This is a genomic window from Hydrogenophaga sp. BPS33, from assembly GCF_009859475.1.
Classification (GTDB): Bacteria; Pseudomonadota; Gammaproteobacteria; order Burkholderiales; family Burkholderiaceae_C; genus Hydrogenophaga.
In genome coordinates, this window is the sequence record NZ_CP044549.1 from 3,644,309 (window position 1) to 3,663,047 (window position 18,739).

Annotated in this window: 17 protein-coding genes; 9 read left to right on the top strand and 8 right to left on the bottom strand. The window is 65.3% G+C overall.

What is annotated here, in order from left to right; genetic code table 11:
• Positions 1 to 80 precede the first annotated feature (80 nt).
• A complete protein-coding gene (locus F9K07_RS16980; protein WP_159594551.1) occupies positions 81 to 1,082 on the top strand; it encodes a 2-hydroxyacid dehydrogenase in 1,002 nt (333 codons plus the stop codon).
• Positions 1,083 to 1,091: 9 nt separating this feature from the next.
• Here F9K07_RS16980 and F9K07_RS16985 read toward each other — a convergent pair whose 3' ends face one another.
• A complete protein-coding gene (locus tag F9K07_RS16985) occupies positions 1,092 to 2,090 on the bottom strand; it encodes a LysR family transcriptional regulator (RefSeq protein ID WP_201451439.1) in 999 nt (332 codons plus the stop codon).
• Between the two features lie 126 nt (positions 2,091 to 2,216).
• On the opposite strand from F9K07_RS16985, the gene ilvD reads away from it, so the two are divergent.
• On the top strand, positions 2,217 to 3,923 hold the full coding sequence (gene ilvD / locus F9K07_RS16990) for a dihydroxy-acid dehydratase (protein ID WP_159594552.1): 1,707 nt from the start codon (positions 2,217 to 2,219) through the stop codon (positions 3,921 to 3,923).
• Positions 3,924 to 4,048: 125 nt separating this feature from the next.
• On the opposite strand, the gene F9K07_RS16995 is transcribed toward ilvD, so the two are convergent.
• Positions 4,049 to 4,294 carry a TIGR04438 family Trp-rich protein gene (locus F9K07_RS16995; protein WP_159594553.1) on the bottom strand — a complete coding sequence of 82 codons (246 nt, stop codon included), beginning with the start codon at positions 4,292 to 4,294 and terminating at the stop codon, positions 4,049 to 4,051.
• 124 nt (positions 4,295 to 4,418) lie between these two features.
• Between F9K07_RS16995 and F9K07_RS17000 the strand changes: the two genes are divergently transcribed.
• Positions 4,419 to 4,724: a c-type cytochrome gene (locus tag F9K07_RS17000; protein WP_159594554.1), complete on the top strand. Its 306-nt coding sequence runs from the start codon at positions 4,419 to 4,421 to the stop codon at positions 4,722 to 4,724.
• 216 nt (positions 4,725 to 4,940) lie between these two features.
• Here the strand turns inward: F9K07_RS17000 and F9K07_RS17005 are convergent, their stop codons facing one another.
• The 3 genes from F9K07_RS17005 to acs all read right to left on the bottom strand — a co-directional run bounded on the left by F9K07_RS17005 (position 4,941) and on the right by acs (position 9,158).
• Complete coding sequence (locus tag F9K07_RS17005) at positions 4,941 to 5,999, bottom strand: hypothetical protein (protein ID WP_159594555.1); 1,059 nt, start codon at positions 5,997 to 5,999, stop codon at positions 4,941 to 4,943.
• A 65-nt stretch (positions 6,000 to 6,064) separates the two neighbouring features.
• Positions 6,065 to 7,054 (bottom strand): Bug family tripartite tricarboxylate transporter substrate binding protein, encoded by a 990-nt coding sequence (locus F9K07_RS17010; RefSeq protein ID WP_159594556.1) that lies wholly within the window; start codon positions 7,052 to 7,054, stop codon positions 6,065 to 6,067.
• 121 nt (positions 7,055 to 7,175) lie between these two features.
• Positions 7,176 to 9,158 carry an acetate--CoA ligase gene (acs, locus tag F9K07_RS17015; RefSeq protein WP_159594557.1) on the bottom strand — a complete coding sequence of 661 codons (1,983 nt, stop codon included), beginning with the start codon at positions 9,156 to 9,158 and terminating at the stop codon, positions 7,176 to 7,178.
• A gap of 209 nt (positions 9,159 to 9,367) precedes the next feature.
• On the opposite strand from acs, the gene F9K07_RS17020 reads away from it, so the two are divergent.
• The 5 genes from F9K07_RS17020 (at position 9,368) to proX (F9K07_RS17040) (ending at position 14,967) form a co-directional block, all read left to right on the top strand.
• Positions 9,368 to 9,937, top strand: coding sequence for a YqhA family protein (locus F9K07_RS17020; protein WP_159594558.1), 570 nt, complete (start codon positions 9,368 to 9,370; stop codon positions 9,935 to 9,937).
• 386 nt (positions 9,938 to 10,323) lie between these two features.
• Entirely contained in the window at positions 10,324 to 11,523 is a 1,200-nt protein-coding gene (proV, locus tag F9K07_RS17025) for a glycine betaine/L-proline ABC transporter ATP-binding protein ProV (protein WP_159594559.1), read from the top strand.
• Between the two features lie 67 nt (positions 11,524 to 11,590).
• Complete coding sequence (proW, locus tag F9K07_RS17030) at positions 11,591 to 12,757, top strand: glycine betaine/L-proline ABC transporter permease ProW (protein WP_159594560.1); 1,167 nt, start codon at positions 11,591 to 11,593, stop codon at positions 12,755 to 12,757.
• 43 nt (positions 12,758 to 12,800) lie between these two features.
• Positions 12,801 to 13,823, top strand: coding sequence for a glycine betaine/L-proline ABC transporter substrate-binding protein ProX (gene proX, locus F9K07_RS17035; RefSeq protein ID WP_159594561.1), 1,023 nt, complete (start codon positions 12,801 to 12,803; stop codon positions 13,821 to 13,823).
• Positions 13,824 to 13,941: 118 nt separating this feature from the next.
• On the top strand, positions 13,942 to 14,967 hold the full coding sequence (gene proX, locus F9K07_RS17040) for a glycine betaine/L-proline ABC transporter substrate-binding protein ProX (protein ID WP_159594562.1): 1,026 nt from the start codon (positions 13,942 to 13,944) through the stop codon (positions 14,965 to 14,967).
• 98 nt (positions 14,968 to 15,065) lie between these two features.
• Here proX (F9K07_RS17040) and F9K07_RS17045 read toward each other — a convergent pair whose 3' ends face one another.
• Positions 15,066 to 15,908, bottom strand: coding sequence for a nucleotidyl transferase AbiEii/AbiGii toxin family protein (locus F9K07_RS17045; RefSeq protein WP_159594563.1), 843 nt, complete (start codon positions 15,906 to 15,908; stop codon positions 15,066 to 15,068).
• A complete protein-coding gene (locus tag F9K07_RS17050) occupies positions 15,905 to 16,522 on the bottom strand; it encodes a type IV toxin-antitoxin system AbiEi family antitoxin domain-containing protein (protein ID WP_159596978.1) in 618 nt (205 codons plus the stop codon). The genes F9K07_RS17045 and F9K07_RS17050 overlap by 4 nt, the downstream gene beginning before the upstream one ends.
• Before the next feature lie 376 nt (positions 16,523 to 16,898).
• On the opposite strand from F9K07_RS17050, the gene F9K07_RS17055 reads away from it, so the two are divergent.
• A complete protein-coding gene (locus F9K07_RS17055) occupies positions 16,899 to 17,351 on the top strand; it encodes an NYN domain-containing protein (protein WP_159594564.1) in 453 nt (150 codons plus the stop codon).
• A 28-nt stretch (positions 17,352 to 17,379) separates the two neighbouring features.
• Here F9K07_RS17055 and gltS read toward each other — a convergent pair whose 3' ends face one another.
• Positions 17,380 to 18,672, bottom strand: coding sequence for a sodium/glutamate symporter (gene gltS, locus F9K07_RS17060; protein WP_236581301.1), 1,293 nt, complete (start codon positions 18,670 to 18,672; stop codon positions 17,380 to 17,382).
• Between the last annotated feature and the right edge of the window lie 67 nt (positions 18,673 to 18,739).

Sequence of the window (18,739 nt, forward strand, 5' to 3'; positions counted from 1 at the left end):
CTCAATGCCCGATCCGGATGATGCCTATCCACTTCGCGCATGGACGGCATTGGAGGCCGCTCCCGATACTCGGGCGCACCATGAATACCGCCCCCACCAGACCCCGCCTCCTGATTGCGCGCGCCATCTTTCCCGAAGTGATCGACCGGCTGACGCCGTTTTTCGACGTGGACAGCAACCAGGCCGACGACGTACTGAGCGCTACGCAGATGGCCACCCGGTTGGTGGACAAACAGGGCCTTCTCTGCACCGCGAGCGATGTCATCGACGCGCCCCTGCTGGCGCAGTGCCACGCGCTGCGCATCTGCGCCAACATGGCGGTGGGCTTCGGCAACCTGGATCTCGCGGCCCTGTCGGCGCGCGGCGTGGTGGCCACCCACACACCGGGCGTCCTGAGCGACACCACGGCCGACTTCGGCTTCGCACTGCTGATGGCAGCCGCGAGAAGAACGGGCGAAGCCGAGCGTTGCGTGCGCGAAGGCCGGTGGCACAAATGGTCGTACGACTTCATGGCCGGACAGGACGTCCACGGCAGCACGCTCGGCATTCTGGGCATGGGACGCATCGGACAAGGCGTGGCCCGGCGCGGCGCGCACGGTTTCGGCATGCGTGTCATCTACCACAACCGCAACCGGCTCGACGCGGCCGGCGAGGCATCCATCCCCGCCCGATTCGTTGACATGGACACGCTGTTGCGAGAGTCGGACCATCTGGTGCTCACAGTGGCCCACAGCGCTGCCACGCACCATGTGATCGATGCCCAGGCGCTGGCGCGCATGAAGCGCACCGCGACGCTCGTGAACATCGCGCGCGGGGGCGTGGTGGACGAGGACGCCCTGATCGAGGCCCTGTGCAACGGCGTGATCGCTGCGGCCGCGCTGGATGTATTCGAGAACGAACCGGCCGTGCATCCGGCCCTGGTGTCGCTACCGAACGTGGTGCTGACACCGCACATGGCCAGCGCGAGCCGCGCGACGCGCCTGCGCATGGCCCATCTGGCCGCCGACAACCTCCTCGCCTACTTCCAAACCGGTCGGGCACTGACGCCGGTACCGCCGCTCTCCCCTAGCCTGCCGGCGTGAGCCGCGCCGTCAGCGCTTGCCGTGCGGTGTCCGTCGCGGCCCGGCCCTCAACGCCTGCTCAAGAGGCTGCGGCGAAACGGGGAGCGTGACCTGTGTCTGCGCGAACCCGATGAAATGGGCCAGCGCGGGGCTCACGGCTTGCGCTCGCCAGACCAGGCTGGTCTCGCACATCGGCAGTGCGCGTCCCCGAGAAGGCCGTGTGTTGCGGTAGACCACGCCCGGACGCTGGAACTGCCGCACGCTCTGGGGGACCCAGGCAATCCCGAGTCCCGCCGACACCAGGTTGACGATGGTCTGCATCTGGATCGCCTCCTGCGCCACCCGCGGCACGCGACCGGCCGCGTGGTACATCGCGAAGATCGCATCCTGCAGCGTGGGCAGGATGCGGCGTGGGAACACCACCAGCGGCTCCGCCAGCAAGGCCGCCAGAGCGGGACGGTCGGTCGCGGCCAACGGATGGGACTCGGGCAAGGCCACCACAAAAGGTTCACTGGCGATGCGCATGTGCGCCAGTCCGGGAAGCAGCGCGCCCGGCGAATGCAGCACCATGCCGGCGTCCACTTCGCCGCGTGCCAACAGTTCCTGCTGCACGTCGCCCGTGGCCTCGATCAGCTCCAGCGACACCTGTGGCCAGCGCTGGCGAAAAGCCTGCACCCACCGGGGCAGCAACTCGAAACCCACGGTGGACACGAACGCCAGCCGCAGGCGGCCCACTTCGCCACAGGCCGCGGCGCGGGCCAGTTCGGGCAAGGCATGCGCACGGGCCAGCAGGTCGCGCACCTCGGGCAACAAGGCCGCACCGGCCGGCGAGATCTGCACGCTGCGCTGTGTGCGCTCGAACAACACCACGCCCAGCGCGGCCTCCAGCCCGGCAATGGCCTGGGTCAACGGAGGCTGCGTCATGTGCAAGCGGGCTGCAGCCCGGCCGAAGTGCAACTCTTCGGCCAGAACGGTGAACTGGCGCCATTGGCGCAATTCAATGCGCAGTGCTTTCTTGATGTCATTCATATGCCAAGCATATCAATGACGGCCGCCAAACCAATTGGCATCTGTCGCCCGCCGAACGCATACTCGCGGCTGGAAATGGTCGGGCGCGACCTCGCCGCCCTCAAGCACAACCCACGAGACATCGCCATGGCACACAGCAAATCCATCCCCATCCAGCCCATCAACAGCCGCAGCGCCCACATCACGCAAGGCAAATCGCGCGCACCCAACCGCTCGATGTTCTACGCCATGGGCTACGAGGAGAGCGACTTCAAGAAACCCATGGTGGGCGTGGCCAATGGGCACAGCACCATCACGCCATGCAACAGCGGCCTGCAGAAGCTGGCCGACGCGGCCGTGGCCGGCATCGAGGAAGCCGGCGGCAATGCGCAGATCTTCGGCACGCCCACCATCTCCGACGGCATGGCCATGGGCACCGAGGGCATGAAGTACTCGCTGGTCAGCCGCGAGGTCATTGCTGACTGCATCGAGACCTGCGTGCAGGGCCAGTGGATGGATGGCGTGGTGGTGGTCGGCGGCTGCGACAAGAACATGCCCGGCGGCATGATGGGCATGCTGCGCGCCAACGTGCCGGCCATCTACGTGTACGGCGGCACCATCCTGCCGGGGCGCTACAAGGGGCAGGACCTGAACATCGTCAGCGTGTTCGAGGCCGTGGGCCAGAATGCGGCAGGCAACCTGAGCGACGAGGACCTGCGCGAGATCGAGATGCGCGCCATCCCCGGCACCGGCTCCTGCGGCGGCATGTACACGGCCAACACCATGTCGTCCTCGTTCGAAGCGCTGGGCCTGTCGCTGCCCTACTCCAGCACGATGGCCAACCCGCACGACGAGAAGCAGAACTCGGCCCGGGAATCGGCCAAGGTGTTGATCGAGGCGATCAGGAAGGACATCAAGCCGCGCGACATCGTGACGAAGAAGGCGATCGAAAACGCGGTGGCGGTGATCATGGCCACGGGCGGCTCCACCAACGCCGTGCTGCACTTCCTGGCGATTGCGCACGCGGCCGGTGTGGCATGGTCGATCGACGACTTCGAGCGCATCCGCCAGCGCACGCCGGTGCTGTGCGACCTCAAACCCTCGGGCCAGTACCTCGCGGTCGACCTGCACAAGGCCGGGGGCATTCCGCAGGTGATGAAAATCCTGCTCAAGGCCGGCCTGCTGCACGGCGACTGCCTCACCATCACCGGCCAGACGATCGCCGAGGTTTTGCAAGACGTGCCCGACGCACCGCGCGCCGACCAGGATGTGATCCGTCCGATCGACAAGCCGCTGTACGCCCAGGGCCACCTCGCCATCCTCAAGGGCAATCTCTCACCCGAGGGCGCGGTGGCCAAGATCACCGGACTCAAGAACCCGGTCATCACCGGCCCGGCGCGCGTGTTCGACGACGAGCAGTCGGCGCTGCAAGCCATTCTGGACGGCCGGATCCAGGCCGGCGACGTGATGGTGCTGCGCTACCTGGGCCCCAAGGGCGGACCTGGCATGCCCGAGATGCTCGCCCCCACCGGCGCGCTGATCGGCGCGGGTCTGGGCGAGAGCGTGGGCCTGATCACCGACGGCCGCTTCAGCGGCGGCACCTGGGGCATGGTGGTGGGCCACGTAGCGCCCGAGGCGGCGGCGGGTGGCACGATCGCGTTCGTGCGCGAAGGCGACACCATCACCATCGATGCGCACCGCCTGCTGTTGGAGTTGCACGTGCCCGAGGCGGAGATCGCCCAGCGCCGCCAGGGCTGGAGCGCGCCGGCACCGCGCTACACGCGCGGCGTGCAGGCCAAGTTCGCCTTCAATGCGGCCAGCGCCAGCAAGGGCGCCGTGCTGGACAATTTTTAACCTCTCCCGAAGCGCCTTCGGCGCCTCCCCAGGGCAACACCAGCGGCCCGGCAAAGCCGGTTCCGCGGTGTTTCTGGACGGGCGTCACTTCAGGCGCGATGGCAGCGCCCTCCGAGAGACAACATTCAGCGCGAGCGCCGCTTGGTCTTGATGCCCAGGCTTTCGCGCTGCTTGTCGATGCGGTCCTGCTTCTTCTGGTCCATCTTCTCCATGGCCTTGCGCTTGGTATAGCCCGTGGCGTCGGCCCAGGCCCACCAGACCACCGCCAAGGCGAAGGGCGCCAACACCACCCACCAGGACCATTCGGCCACGACGCCGAACTCCAGGTACTTCATCAACAACAGCAGAACGCCGGCGATCAGCAAATACATCACAAACTCCGGTAAAGGCCCCGTGAAGCGGGCAAGGAACTGTAAGCGTTCGTTTCGCCGGTTTCTTGGCTCGATAGAATCAACGGCACGATCTCCCTCCCGAGATTCAACAGAAGGACCCCCCATGAAACGCGCTCTCCTGATTATGGCTGCCATCACCACCCTGGCAGCGCCCGCCATGGCCGACGAAGCGCTGGCCAAGAGCAAGAACTGCATGGCCTGCCACGCCGTGGACAAGAAACTCGTGGGCCCGTCGTACAAGGACGTGGCCAAGAAGTACGGCAGCGACGCCAAGGCGGTGGACGCGCTGGCCGCCAAGATCATGAAGGGCGGCTCCGGCGTGTGGGGCGCGATTCCCATGCCGGCCAACCCACAAGTCAACGAAGCCGACGCCAAGAAGCTGGCCGCCTGGGTGCTGAACCAGAAGTAAGGACAGCCACTCACTCGCCAAGAACCCGCTGGACACGCAGCGGGTTTTTTTATGGCCGCAAGCCGGACGGTCCATGATCCGCGCTGGCCCTTGCACGACAGGGTCGCGTGCGCTCTGGATGTCGAAGACCATCTGTCTGCACACGAGATCGACGACAGGGCCTCGTTGTTCTCACCCGACCCTCCTGAGCAGGCCAACCGGCAGTTTGGAACGGCACTATGCCTTGAACTGGTTGGTTGGCGATGCAGACGATGAATGGGACGACGTCTCGACCAACACGTGAGCAGTCGTTGACCTTGTCGTCGTCGTTGTGGTGGTTGTGGGCGTCGTGTTCGTCGTGGTCGGTACCGCTGGAGTGCCGCTGAACTCAAGCATCCTCAAGTTCAACGCTTCACAGTCGAGGTCTGTGCACCGCTCCACGACCGATGCCGGTGTACGCCCCACACGCCTCAGCTCGGGCGACACGGCGAGTTCTTCGTAGAGCTGCACCAGCGCCGGATGGCCGAGCGCGAGATGTTCGAGCGTGTCGCACCACAGCAGCCCGCGCAGCACGTTGGCGCTGCTATTGCGCATGTCGTCCGACACGAACCCGGCCGCCGCCGGCATGTGCAGGTCCAGCTCGACCCGGCGCAGTTGGCTGCCGACGAGGGCGCTGGTGACCCGGTTGCTCGTGTGCACGTTCAGGCAGGCGCTCAGACAGAACTCGGTCGCGCCATTCTTCAACAACGTCACCAGGCAGCCGTTGAGCGCCTCGGCCACGGGCATGGTCGGTGGCACCGGCTGGTCTTCGGCGCGCAGGTGCTCGAACGTGAGGCAAGGCGGCGGCAACACCACCACCCTCTGCACCCGAACGTTCGAGAACGCCTGCTCCAGCGCAACGGTGTATTGCGGGTCCCAGTCGGCCGGCAGTGCCAGGGTCAATGTGGGCACAAAGGGTTCGCCCGAGGGGTCCGTTGGTGCGTTTGCCCGGGAGCGGTTCCACAGCGCAAAGGCTTCGACGAACACGGTGTATTCCTCGTAGTACACCAGCCGGTTGAACAGGGCGTCGGCCAGGACGCCTTCCAGGGCCTGGTCCTTGGCAATGTGCTCCAGAGCGCCCAGCACGTCGAACCCGTGCAAGGGCACGCGCTCCAATCGGGACGACCAGTTGCTCAGCAATGCCTCGCGCGCCTGTGGGGTGGCCGGCACCGCCCCCAGACTCGGCTGCTGCGCCGGGTTGTGCCGGAAGTTGTTGTTGCTGCCGTAGCGCGCTTCGCGCGGGGGCGGATGTTGCATGTGCGGAGTTCCAGAACCATGGCGATGGCCCAAGCTACCTCTCGCGCGGCACCCGCCTGTCCGTTTCAGTTCGCGCTCAGGTCAATTTTCGCGGCGACGGCTTCGAAGGCTTTCAGTTCGCTCGACATCTTGGTGGCGAACTGCGCCGGCGTCACCGGCTTCGCCGCCACGTTGCCTTGCGCGACCAGGGCCTCCTGGAACTCGCGCGTCTGGATGATGGCGTTGATGTCGGCGTTGATCTTCGCCACGATCGCCGGCGGTGTGCCGGCCGGAGCCAGCACGCCGTGCCAGGTGCCGATGACGAAATCGGAAATGCCGGCTTCGGCGAAGGTGGGCACGTCCTTGAGGTAAGGGAAGCGCTGGTTCGACGAGACGGCGAGTGGGCGCAGCTTGCCGCCCGACACGAAGGCGGTGATAGAGCCGGGTGACGGGAACGACATGTCCACCACACCGCCCACCAGGTCGGTCATGCCCTGCGCCGCGCCCTTGTACGGCACGTGGACCATCTCGGTGCCGGTGCGCAGCTTGAACATTTCGCCCGCGAGGTGCGGAATGCCGCCCACCCCTTGCGAGGCATAGGTGAACTCCTTCTTCTTTGCACGCAAGGCCGTGACCAGTTCGTTGACGTTCTTGTAGGGCGAATTGGCATTCACCACCAGCACGTTGGGCACATCCACGGTCAGCGCGATCGGCACGAAGGCCTTTTCCACGTCGTAGCGCAGGCCCTTGACGACGAACTTGTTGAGCGTGTGGCTGGTGGCGGTCACCAGCAGGGTGTAGCCATCGGGCTTGGCGGCCGCGACCGCGGCGGCGGCAATGGTGCCGTTGGCGCCAGCGCGGTTCTCGATCACCACCGACTGGCCCCACTTGGCCGCCAGTGCCTGGCCCACCAGGCGGGCCGACTGGTCGATCGCGCCGCCAGCGGCGTAGCCCACCATCAGGGTCACATTGCGGTTGGGGAAGTCCTGCTGCGCTTGAGCGGCGCCACAGGCGAGGGATGCGGCGAGCGCGCAGCCGGCCAGCAGCGTGCCCCGGCGGTTGAGGGAATCGGTCATCTTGTCTCCGTTGAGCCCACGCAATCGGGGCGGTTGCTGCGCATCCTAGGAAGCGCAGCAACGGGCGTCAACGAAGCTGCTTCAATGTTTCTCTAGGAGAAACGTTGGCGCGCAGCCTCGATCAGTTGTTCTCCGACAACTGATCCAGAATCGCCGGGTTCTCCAGTGTCGACGTGTCCTGCGTGATCGCTTCGCCCTTGGCGATCGAACGCAACAGCCGGCGCATGATCTTGCCCGAGCGCGTCTTGGGCAGGTTGTCGCCGAAACGGATGTCCTTCGGTTTGGCGATCGGGCCGATTTCCTTGCCCACCCAGTCGCGCAGTTCCTTGGCAATGGCCTTGGCTTCTTCGCCCGTAGGGCGCGAACGCTTGAGCACCACGAAGGCCACGATGGCCTCACCGGTGAGGTCGTCGGGACGGCCCACCACGGCCGCTTCGGCCACGAGATCGGATTTGCCGACCAGGGCGGATTCGATCTCCATCGTACCCATGCGGTGGCCTGAGACGTTGAGCACGTCGTCGATGCGGCCCGTGATGCGGAAGTAACCGCGGTCGGCACTGCGCACCGCGCCATCGCCGGCCAGGTAGTAGCCCTTGAGCTCCTCGGGGAAGTAGCTTTTCTTGAAACGCTCGGGATCGCCCCAGATCGTGCGGATCATCGAAGGCCACGGTTTCTTCACCACCAGAATGCCGCCCGAGCCGTTGGGCACGTCGTTGCCCGCCTCGTCCACGATCGCGGCCGTGATGCCCGGCAAGGGCAGCGTGCACGAACCGGGCACCAGCGGCGTGGCCCCCGGCAGCGGCGTGATCATGTGGCCGCCGGTCTCGGTCTGCCAGAAGGTGTCGACGATGGGGCAACGCTCGCCGCCCACGTGCTTGTAGTACCACATCCAGGCTTCGGGGTTGATCGGCTCACCCACCGAGCCGAGCAGGCGCAGGCTGGAGAGATCGGAACGCGCAGGATGCACGTTCTCGTCGCCCTCCGCCGCCTTGATCAGCGAGCGGATCGCGGTCGGCGCGGTGTAGAAGATCGTGACCTTGTGCTTCTCGATCATCTGCCAGAAGCGCCCGGCGTTCGGGTAGGTCGGCACGCCCTCGAACACCACCTGCGTGCCACCCGCGGCCAGCGGGCCATAGGCCACATAGGTGTGGCCCGTGACCCAGCCAATGTCGGCCGTGCACCAGAAGATGTCTTCGGGCCGCAGATCGAAGGTCCAGTTCATGGTGAGCTGGGCCCACAGCAGGTAGCCACCGGTGCTGTGCTGCACGCCCTTGGGCTTGCCGGTGGAGCCCGAGGTGTAGAGCACGAACAACGGGTGCTCGGCGCTCACCATCTCGGCCGGGCAATCGGTGGACTGGCCGGCCATCGCCTCGTGCATGAAGGTGTCGCGGCCCGCGACCATGTTGCAGGCGGTGGTCGTGCGCTGGAACACGATCACGTTCTGGATCGTGTCACAGCCGCCCATGGCGATGCCTTCGTCCACGATGGCCTTGAGCGGCAGTTCCTTGCCGCCGCGCATCTGGTAGTTGGCGGTGATCACCGCCACGGCGCCCGCGTCTTGAATGCGCTCCTGCAGCGCCTTGGCGGAGAAGCCGCCGAACACCACGCTGTGCGTGGCGCCGATGCGCGCGCAGGCCTGCATGGCCACCACGCCCTCGACCGTCATGGGCATGTAGATGACGACGCGGTCCCCCTTCTTCACGCCACGCGCCTTCAGCGCATTCGCGAACTGCGAGACCTTGTCGAGCAACTCGCGGTAGCTGACCTTGGTCACCGCACCGTCATCGGCTTCGAAGACGATGGCGGTCTTGTGTTCGACCGGCGTGCCCATGTGGCGGTCGAGGCAGTTATAGGAGGCGTTGAGTTCGCCGTCCTCGAACCACTTGTAGAACGGGGCCTTGGAGCTGTCCAGCGTCTTGGTGAACGGCTTGTGCCACACCAGGGTTTCGCGCGCGAGCCGGGCCCAGAAACCTTCGAAGTCCTTGTCGGCCTCGGCGCACAGCGCGTGGTAAGCCTCCATGCCCGAGATGCGCGCCGCCTTGACGGTGGCCGGCGACGGCTCGAAGACGCGGTTTTCAACGAGGGTGGATTCGATCGCGGACATGGGCAGTCTCCTGGATGTTGTGAAAAACGAAACTGGTACGACTGTGCGCAGCGCCTCTTACGGGCCACTTACGTGGGTCGGTGGGAATAGGCAAAAACCCGAGGATACCAGCGGCTCTCCCTCTAAAATACCGCAGCATTTCTGGCGTCCCGCACGCTCTCCCCTGCACCACCCTCCCTATGACAAAACCCGTCAATCCTCCGCCATCCATGCGCGCGCTTCCCAACCTGATCTTTGCCAGCCGCTGGCTGCAACTGCCTCTCTACATCGGTTTGATCGCCGCGCAAGGCATCTACGTTTTCCACTTCTGGGTTGAACTGGTTCACCTGATCGAGGCCGCGTTCGGCAGCGAAGTCGCACTCCAGAAGCTGGTCACCAGCATCGGCTACAAGAGCGACGTCGCGCTCACCGGCCTGAACGAAACGGTGATCATGCTGGTGGTGCTGGCCCTGATCGACGTGGTCATGATCTCCAACCTCCTGATCATGGTCATCATCGGCGGCTACGAAACCTTCGTCAGCCGCATGAACCTCGAAGGCCACCCGGACCAGCCCGAGTGGCTCAGCCACGTGAACGCGTCGGTGCTCAAGGTCAAGCTGGCCACGGCCATCATCGGCATCAGCTCCATCCACCTGCTCAAGACCTTCATCAACGCAGCGAACTACGACGTGAAGGTCTTGATGTGGCAGACCATCATCCATGTGGTGTTCCTGCTCAGCGCCATGGCCATCGCGTTGACCGACCGGCTGATGTCGCACCCTGCGCCAGCGGACCACTGAGACCGTCTTCCGGTACGGCCCCCAAGGTCTTTTGAGGGGCCGCGCACGGGCTTGCCGTGCGCATCGTTACAATGCACACCCTCAGTCACCGTGCCAATGGCCGGTGACGCTCGCGTGCTACTCGCGGATCGAACCCCTCGTATCCCGTCGCGGCACAGAGATTTCAATGGCCGGTCTTCCGGCCGCGACGCCGCATCTCTCCCGCACCGTGTAAGTCCCCTCGACCGGGCTCGCTGCATGGTCCGAGCGATGGCAGGCGCTGGGTTTGCCGATTCGTCGCTGTCAGTGTCTGCCTGCGGTCTTGTTGACCCGGCCGGGCACGCCTGTGCTCCCGAATTGCACGACCGTTTGCGGTGCCTTGTCAACCAGCACAGGAGCATCAGCGCATGGCCAAGCACATCCGCATCGAACACGTTTTCAAGGTGTTCGGAGACCAACCCGACCTGGCGTTGAAGCGCGTTCGCGAAGGACGCAGCAAGCAAGAGATCCTGGCCGAGACCGGCCAGTCCATCGGTGTTTTCGACGCCGACCTGGAAATCGCCGCCGGCGAAATCTTCGTCATCATGGGCCTTTCGGGCTCGGGCAAATCCACCCTGGTGCGTTTGCTCAACCGCCTGATCGAACCCACGGCCGGGCGCATTCTGGTGGAGGGCCAGAACATCAACGACCTGTCGGACGCGAAGCTGCGCGCCCTGCGCCGCAAGGACATCAGCATGGTGTTCCAGTCGTTCGCGCTCATGCCGCACATGACCGTGCGCGACAACACCGCCTTTGGCCTGGAGCTGGCCGGAGTGAAACGCGAAGAGCGGCTGGCGCAAGCCGATCTGGCCCTGGAGCAAGTGGGCCTGGCGGGCTGGGGCGACAGCTACCCCGACGAACTCTCGGGCGGCATGCAGCAGCGCGTGGGCCTGGCGCGCGCGCTGGCATCCGACCCCTCCATCCTGCTGATGGACGAAGCCTTCTCCGCGCTGGACCCGATTATCCGCACCGAAATGCAGAGCGAGCTGGTGCGGCTGCAACAGGTGAAGCGACGCACCATCGTTTTCATCTCGCACGACCTGGACGAGGCCATGCGCATCGGCGACCGCATCGCCATCATGAAAGACGGCCAGGTCGTGCAAGTCGGCACACCCGAAGAAATCCTGCGCCAGCCGGCCGACGACTACGTGCGCAACTTCGTGCGCGGCGTGGACGCGGCCGCCGTGTTCAAGGCTGGTGACATCGCACGCAAGACCCAGGTGGTGGTGGCCGAACACCCGAACCGGGGCGCGCGCGCCGCGCTGCAACAACTCGAAGACAAGGACCGCGACTGGGCCTATGTCGTCGGCACCGACCAGCGCTACCTGGGCCTGGTCTCGGCCGACTCGCTGCGCGCCGCGCTGAAGGACCACGACGGCCCGCTCGGCCTCGCGCGTGCCTACCTGCCCGATGTGCAGGTGGTCAACGCGCTGCACCCTGTGGCCGAGCTGTTCGGCCAGGCCGCGCAGGCGCCCTACCCGCTGCCTGTCGTCGATGGCAACGGCCGCTACCAAGGTGCCATCAGCAAGAACACCTTGCTGAAGTTCCTCGACCGCGCTGCGGCCTGAGCCCGCGCCCTGGCAGGCCCGCGCGCCTGCACGTCCCGATCTGAACGTTATGGAAAGGCATGTTCATATGAACGACACAGAAACGACCTCCCTTCCCGCCGCAGCCACCCCGAACACCGACCCGTGGGGCGGCACCGCAACACCTCCCGCAGACACCGCGCCAGCCGCAGCCGCCGACGCCTGGGGCAACCCGAGTGCCCCCGCCGAAAGCGACTGGCTGGCCAACAGCGACGCGGCCACCACGCTTGCCACCACCGACGGTGGTTTTCGCCTCAGCCAACTCTGGGACGGCAGCCTGCCCGTGGAACGCTGGATCAACGACGGCCTGAGCTGGACCGTGGAGCACTTCCGCCCCTTCTTTCAAACCGTGCGCGCACCCATCGACGCCACGCTCACCGGCGTGGAGCAGTTGCTGCAAAGCGTGCCCACCCTGGCCATGATCGCCATCATGGGCCTGCTGGCCTGGCAGTTCGCCAGCCGCGCCATTGCCATCGGCACCGTGGTCTCGTTGCTGTTGGTGGCCATGCTCGGCATCTGGCCCGAAGCCATGATCACGCTCTCGCTGGTGCTGACCTCGCTTTTCTTCTGCATCGCCATCGGCCTGCCCATGGGCATTCTGCTGGCCAGCAGCGACCGCACGCAGCGCCTGATGCGCCCGCTGCTCGACGCCATGCAGACCACACCGGCCTTCGTCTACCTGGTGCCGGTGGTGATGCTGTTTGGCATCGGCAATGTGCCCGGCGTCATCGTCACCATCGTCTTCGCCTTGCCACCGCTGGTGCGCCTGACCGACCTGGGCATCCGCCAGGTCCGGCCCGACCTGATCGAGGCCGCGCGCGCCTACGGCGCATCTCCTTGGCAGATGCTCACCAAGGTGCAACTGCCGCTGGCCATGCCCTCCATCATGGCCGGTATCAACCAGGCCCTGATGCTCTCGCTGTCCATGGTGGTGATCGCTTCGATGATCGCCGTCGGCGGCCTGGGGCAGATGGTGCTGCGCGGCATTGGCCGGCTGGACATGGGCATGGCCACCGTGGGTGGCCTGGGCATCGTCTTGCTCGCCATCGCGCTCGACCGCATCACCCAGGCGCTGGGCCGCCCCACCCGCGGCGCGCGCCACTGGTGGCAACAAGGCCCGGCCGGTCTGGTCGTGCGCCTGTTGCGCCCGGCCCCTGCCCCGGCCACCGAGCCCCGCTCGACTGCCGTACCCACCACACCGCTTTCCACGTCCTGAGCGCGCGCGCCCAGGCTCTTCTCCCACCATCGAAAGGAAACCGATGACACACCCACTGCCCTCTTCACTCTGGCGCACCCTGCTCGGCAGCGGCCTCATGGCCTTTGCCCTGAGCGGCCCCGCTGCGGCGCAAAGCCTGCCCGGCAAAGGCATCAAGGTGCAGCCGCTGCAAAGCTCGATCGCGGAAGAGACCTTCCAGACCCTGCTGGTCTCGCGCGCCCTCACCAAGCTCGGCTACGACGTGCAAGGCATCAAGGAAGTGGAGTACCCCACCGCCCACATCGCACTGGCCAATGGCGACGCCACCTTCATGGCCGACCACTGGGACCCGCTGCACGCCGACTTCTACAAAAATGCTGGCGGCGACGCCAAGCTCTACCGCCAGGGCGCTTACTCGCCCGGCGCAGCGCAGGGCTACCTGATCGACAAGAAAACCGCCGACGCCCACAAGATCACGCACGTCAGCCAGTTGAGCGACCCGGCCATTGCCAAGCTGTTCGACCACAACGGCGACGGCAAAGCCGACCTGGCCGGCTGCACGCCCGGCTGGGGCTGCGAGGCGGTCATCGAACACCACCTCAACGCCTACAAGCTGCGCGACACTGTCACCCACGTGCAAGGCAGCTACGCAGCCCTGATGGCCGACACCATCACGCGCCAGAAAGCCGGCAAGCCCATCCTGTACTACACCTGGACGCCCTACTGGGTGAGCGGCGTGCTGCGCCCCGGCCAGGAAGTGGTGTGGCTGCAGGTGCCGTTCTCTTCGCTGCCCGGCGAACAGGCCAAGCTCGACACCAAGCTGCCCAACGGCCAGAACTACGGCTTCGTGCTCAACACGCAGCGCATCGTGGCCAACAAGCAATTCGCCCAAACCAACCCGGCGGCCGCCAAGCTGTTTGAAATCATGGCGCTGCCGGTGGGCGACATCAACGCGCAGAACCTGCGCATGCGCGACGGCGAAAACAAGCCGCAAGACATCGAGCGCCACACCGACGCCTGGATCAAGGCGCACCAGAAGACCTTTGACGGCTGGATCGCGCAGGCCCTGGCCGCCGCGAAGAAGTAAGCAAAAAAAGCCATCACGCCACCGGCCGCGCCACGCGCCGCCGGTGGTGCTCGCGCGCCGCGCACCGACTTCACCCAAAACCAGCATAGACCTGAACAGATAGAAAGATCCCGACCGGATGACGATGACAACGACCACCCGCCACCTCGCGCGCAGCTTCCTGGCCACCGGCCTGCTGGCGTGGGGCCTGGCCAGCGCCCAGGCGGCCAACGACCTGCCCGGCAAAGGCGTGCAAGTGCTGCCGCTGCAAAGCAACCTGAGCGAAGAGAGCTTCCAGACCGTGTTGGTCACCCGGGCCCTGAAGCGGCTGGGGTATGACGTCCAGCCGATCAAGGAAGTCGAATACCCGATGGCGCACATTGCGGTGGCCAATGGCGACGCCACCTTCATGGCCAACCACTGGAACCCGCACCACTCCGAGTTCTACAAATCCGCCGGCGGCGACGACAAGCTCTCACGCAAGGGCGTGTACGCACGCGGCGCGACCCAGGGCTACATGATCGACCGGAAGACCGCCGACCGCTACAAGATCACGCACCTGAGCCAGCTCACCGACCCCAAGCTGGCCAAGCTGTTCGACACCACCGGCGATGGCAAGGCCAACCTGATCGGCCCCAGCGCCGGCTGGGGTGGCGAGGCCGTGGTCAACCACCAGTTGGGCGCGTACAAGCTGCAGGGCACCGTGACCTATACGCAGGGCAACTACCCCGCGCTGATCGCCGACACCGTGGCGCGCTTCAAACAAGGCCAACCCGTGCTGTTCTACGCCTGGACGCCGTACTGGCTCAGCAATGTGCTGCGGCCCGGCATCGACGTGGTCTGGCTGGAAGTGCCCTTCTCCGCCATGCCCGGCGTGCAGGCCGGCACCAACACGAAGCAAACCAACGGACGGGACTACGGTTTTCCGGTGAACAACGAATACATCGTGGCCAACAAGGCGTGGGTGGCGAAACACCCGGCGGCGGCCAGGCTGTTCGAAGTCATGGAGCTACCGGTGGCCGACATCAGCGCGCAGAACCAGCGCATGCGCCAAGGCGAGAACCGCCCGCAGGACATCGAACGCCATACCGATGCGTGGATCAAGGCGCACCAGAAGACGTTTGATGGGTGGATTGCGCAGGCGCTGGCGGCTGCCGAGCACTGAGGTAGTGCTCGGTCAAATGTTCCGTTTTTTCGTCAAATGTTTGCAATGAACGAAAAAACGGAACACTCCGTTCCTTGCGTCGCTCGACATGGCTGAAGTCATCTCGCCAAGCTCAGAAATTCGCTGCGCAACCGCGCGACAACCTCGGATAGAACAAGCTGCTCAAGCCGGTTCCTCTTGAGGAAACCCGCCCACTGGTTTTGCTTCGTCGCGTCCTGTGCAAATGCGTCGCTCAAACCAGCGGGAAGCACACTGGGCAGCGCCAGTTGTCGCCGAGAAAAGGTGGCCTCTATTGCACTGCGCAACTCGGCGCGCTCCAGGACGCCTTCGCTCAGCAGCACCCAGAGATCGAAGTAGTCCTTCATGCGGGTGTTGGCCATGCCCAGCAGACATACTGCATGGAACTTCTCAGCCACCACCGTGTATTTCGGATAGGCGCGCAACTGCGGCGCGGGCAGGTCTGAGAGCAGCACAGGGTAGTTCACGGATTCGGGCGCTGGCGTGACCACATCGCCAAAGCCAATATCGACCTGCAGCGCCATGCGCGCGCCGTCCAAGCTTGCCAGCAAGTCGACTCGCACCCCCCCATAGCCTGCGTCTTTGCGGATCAGCGATCCCTTGACCGAGGCCGAATCGAATGCGATGCCATCGTCCACCTGGATCTGGCAGATCTCGCGGAATACCGACACAGCGGTATCGATGCTGTCTGAGCCAAATCCCAGCAGGTCCGCATCGCGTGTGGGTCGATGCGGCCGGTCGTACCAGAGCGAGAACAGCAGTGCGCCTTTCAGCAGGTAGTTCGCGGCATGCGGTGAGATCGACAACCGATACAGAAGTCGCTCCAACCCGTAGTGGGTCAGCGTCAGATCGAAGTCCTGGTTCTTGGTGCTGGCGCTCTGCTTCAAGCGGGCGCGAATGGACGCTGCGACGTTGCGGGTCATGACGTGATGCTCTCCAGATAGGGCCGCATGACGTTGGCAACGCGATCCACCGTCGCGTAGTGCCACAGCGCATCCATGGACAGCTTGCGTTGCGACCAGCCATCCCGCAGCGCTTCCAGCGCCACGTCCAGGCCGATCTTGTTGCGGTACTTGAAGCAGTCGGCCACCGTCTTGGCCGCATTGAACACCGGGACCTTCACGCCGTCGATCGTGAAATGCTCGATGCCATCCGTCAGGGATTCGCCCGACATGCGCACCACGCGCAGTGCCGGCTGGTCGATGCGGGGCGTGGGCGAGTTGTGGGGAATGGCCACCCACACTTCAAACGGGGCCTGCGTACCTATGCCGTGGACGCGCAAGGCCGACAGCAGGCACACCACACTGCGCGGCGCGAGCAAGGCCACTTCGGCAAGCGATCGGTGTTCGTGCAGCGAGCGGCCCGGCAGGCTGTACACACCCCGGGCGACACGTTCGAGCTTGCCGGCCGATACCAGCCGGCTGAGCATCACGCGGGGAAGACCGTGCTCAGCGAGATCTCGCGCACGCAGAAGCGTCTGGTGCTCAGCAAGCGCCAGGACGGCCTGTTCCAGCGTGGGGTCCGAGGTCGGTGTCATCTCCGCAGTTTGTTTCAACATTTAGGCATTTGTCAACAACTGCATAGAGATTGCATCACGCAAATGACACGTGACGTGTTGATGCATCGTGACGTCCTGGCGGCACCACAAAGAAAAGCTGAGGTAAAGTCTGGACCACTCACGACAAAGGTGAGTCGGGCCTGAGAACCCGCGAAGCGCAGTCCAAGAGGCTGCATCTGTCCGACAGGGAACGCAGCCTTTGTCGTTCTGGCTCCATTTATGGCGGCCCGGACGGGAGGCCGCAAGGCCTGCCGGTTGCCGCTGCGTTTCCCGGTTCTCAGCCCGTTCGGGCCGCCGCCACTCTGTCACGTGGCGGCGGCGGTCCATCACACCGAACGATCAGGGAAGGCGCAGCATGACCCGACTGCAGCACAAGCAACAGAGACTCGCCGTGTTGTTCGACTCGGCCAACATCTCCTACACACTGACCCGCCCCATCCTGCAGCGCGCCGCCAACTACGGCGTGCTCACCGTGAAGCGCGCGTATGGCGACTGGTCTCTGCCAGGCATGAGCCGCCTGCGCAGCGTGCTGCTGCACAACGCGATCGAGCCGGTGCAGCTGTTCCCGTACACCAAGGGCAAAAACGCCGCCGACATCCTGCTCAGCCTGGAGGCGATGGCGCTGGTGAACACGGGGCAGTTCGATGGCGTGTGCATTGCGTCGTCGGACAGCGATCTCACGCCGCTGGCCTACTGCATACGGCGCGAGGGTCTGCGGGTGTATGGCTTCGGCGGGCGGCAGACGCCCAGGCCCTTCGTGGCGGCCTGCGACAACTTCATCTACACCGAGTCGATCGCGGCAGCGTAAAGCTGCGTAAGGCTGCGGTACGGCGCGCTCAACGCACCAGCCCGCCGATCACCAGCGCGTTGACCAGGTCGATGAAGAAGCCACACACCAGCGGCACCACGATGAAGGCGCGTGGCGCGGCGCCGTAAGCCCGCACCACCGCGCTCATGTTGGCGATGGCGGTGGCCGTGGAGCCCAGCGCAATGCCACCGAAACCCGAGCAGATCACCACCGCTTCGTAGTCGCGCCCCATGCAGCGGAACACCACGAAGGCGGTGAACACGACAGCCAACAGCACCTGCAGCGCCAGCGCGGTGGCGATGAAGCCCACCACCGGCTCCAGCTCCCACAGGCGCAAGCCCATGAGCGCCATGGTGAGAAACAGGCCCAGGCTGATGTCGGAGATGAGTGCCACGCCCAAGCGCATGCGCGGCCAGTTCCACAGCCGCCACGGCTTGGGTGCCAGCAGTTGCCCCACGCTGCGCAGCGCGATGCCGGCCATAAGACAGCCCAGAAAGGCGGGCAGCGTCAAGCCGGTCAACGCCACCAGGCTGTTCAGGCCTTCGCCCAGCATCAGGGCGAGGTTGAGCCAGAGCAGCGCCAGCAGCACGCCGTTGTAGTCCAGCCGCAGATGGGCTTCGTCCTCATACCGGGCGCCCACCTCCACATCGGACTGGCCTGAAGGTGTGATCGCATGCCGCCGCATCAACCAGGCCGCCATGGGGCCCCCTACCAGGCAGGCGGCGATCATGCCCAGCATGTTGGCGGCCAGGCCGAGTTCACCGGCGTTCGCGATGCCCAGCGTCTCCACGAAATATGGCGTCCACGCCAGGGTGGTGCCCACGCCACCGGTGAGCGAGATCGAGCTGGCCATGAGCCCGGCGCGCGGGTCGAGGCCAAAAGCCTCTGCCACCGCCATGCCCAGGCCGTTCTGCAACAGCATGAAGCCACAGGCCAGCACCAGCAACACCACCAGCGGCCGGCCCCCTTCGCGCAGCGTGCGCACGTCGGTGCCCATGCCGATGGCGGCGAAGAAATACAGCAACAGCATGTCGCGTGCGCCCAGCTCGAACACCACGCGCAGCCCGACGAGGTAGTAGAGACCGCACACCGCCAGCGCACAGAACATGCCGCCCACCACCGCCTCGGGGATGTTGTAGCGCTGAAGCCAGCTGTATCGACGGGTCAGCCCTTTGCCGATGAAGAGCAGCAGGATGGCAAGGGTGAAGCTGGTGAAGGGATCGACGTCGAATGACGCGCGCATGGGAAGCGGGAACATGCGGGCGATGTTAAGCGGGTACAGCGTCGATAGCGGCGGCGCGAAAAGAGCGATGGTCTGCATGGCACCCTCCCCCCGCCCCCAAAACACCCTGCCAAGGGCTCGGCGCCCTCGGGCCAGTGCCCCGAGC

Coding starts and splice junctions, on each gene's coding strand:
- F9K07_RS16995 (WP_159594553.1), bottom strand. CDS start 4,294: ATGTATTTGCTGATCGCCGGCGTTCTGCTGTTGTTGATGAAGTACCTG.
- F9K07_RS17005 (WP_159594555.1), bottom strand. CDS start 5,999: ATGCAACATCCGCCCCCGCGCGAAGCGCGCTACGGCAGCAACAACAAC.
- proX (WP_159594561.1), top strand. CDS start 12,801: ATGACACACCCACTGCCCTCTTCACTCTGGCGCACCCTGCTCGGCAGC.
- F9K07_RS17050 (WP_159596978.1), bottom strand. CDS start 16,522: ATGACACCGACCTCGGACCCCACGCTGGAACAGGCCGTCCTGGCGCTT.
- F9K07_RS17010 (WP_159594556.1), bottom strand. CDS start 7,054: ATGACCGATTCCCTCAACCGCCGGGGCACGCTGCTGGCCGGCTGCGCG.
- F9K07_RS17020 (WP_159594558.1), top strand. CDS start 9,368: ATGCGCGCGCTTCCCAACCTGATCTTTGCCAGCCGCTGGCTGCAACTG.
- proW (WP_159594560.1), top strand. CDS start 11,591: ATGAACGACACAGAAACGACCTCCCTTCCCGCCGCAGCCACCCCGAAC.
- proV (WP_159594559.1), top strand. CDS start 10,324: ATGGCCAAGCACATCCGCATCGAACACGTTTTCAAGGTGTTCGGAGAC.
- proX (WP_159594562.1), top strand. CDS start 13,942: ATGACGATGACAACGACCACCCGCCACCTCGCGCGCAGCTTCCTGGCC.
- F9K07_RS17045 (WP_159594563.1), bottom strand. CDS start 15,908: ATGACCCGCAACGTCGCAGCGTCCATTCGCGCCCGCTTGAAGCAGAGC.
- F9K07_RS17055 (WP_159594564.1), top strand. CDS start 16,899: ATGACCCGACTGCAGCACAAGCAACAGAGACTCGCCGTGTTGTTCGAC.
- F9K07_RS16985 (WP_201451439.1), bottom strand. CDS start 2,090: ATGAATGACATCAAGAAAGCACTGCGCATTGAATTGCGCCAATGGCGC.
- ilvD (WP_159594552.1), top strand. CDS start 2,217: ATGGCACACAGCAAATCCATCCCCATCCAGCCCATCAACAGCCGCAGC.
- acs (WP_159594557.1), bottom strand. CDS start 9,158: ATGTCCGCGATCGAATCCACCCTCGTTGAAAACCGCGTCTTCGAGCCG.
- F9K07_RS16980 (WP_159594551.1), top strand. CDS start 81: ATGAATACCGCCCCCACCAGACCCCGCCTCCTGATTGCGCGCGCCATC.
- gltS (WP_236581301.1), bottom strand. CDS start 18,672: ATGCAGACCATCGCTCTTTTCGCGCCGCCGCTATCGACGCTGTACCCG.
- F9K07_RS17000 (WP_159594554.1), top strand. CDS start 4,419: ATGAAACGCGCTCTCCTGATTATGGCTGCCATCACCACCCTGGCAGCG.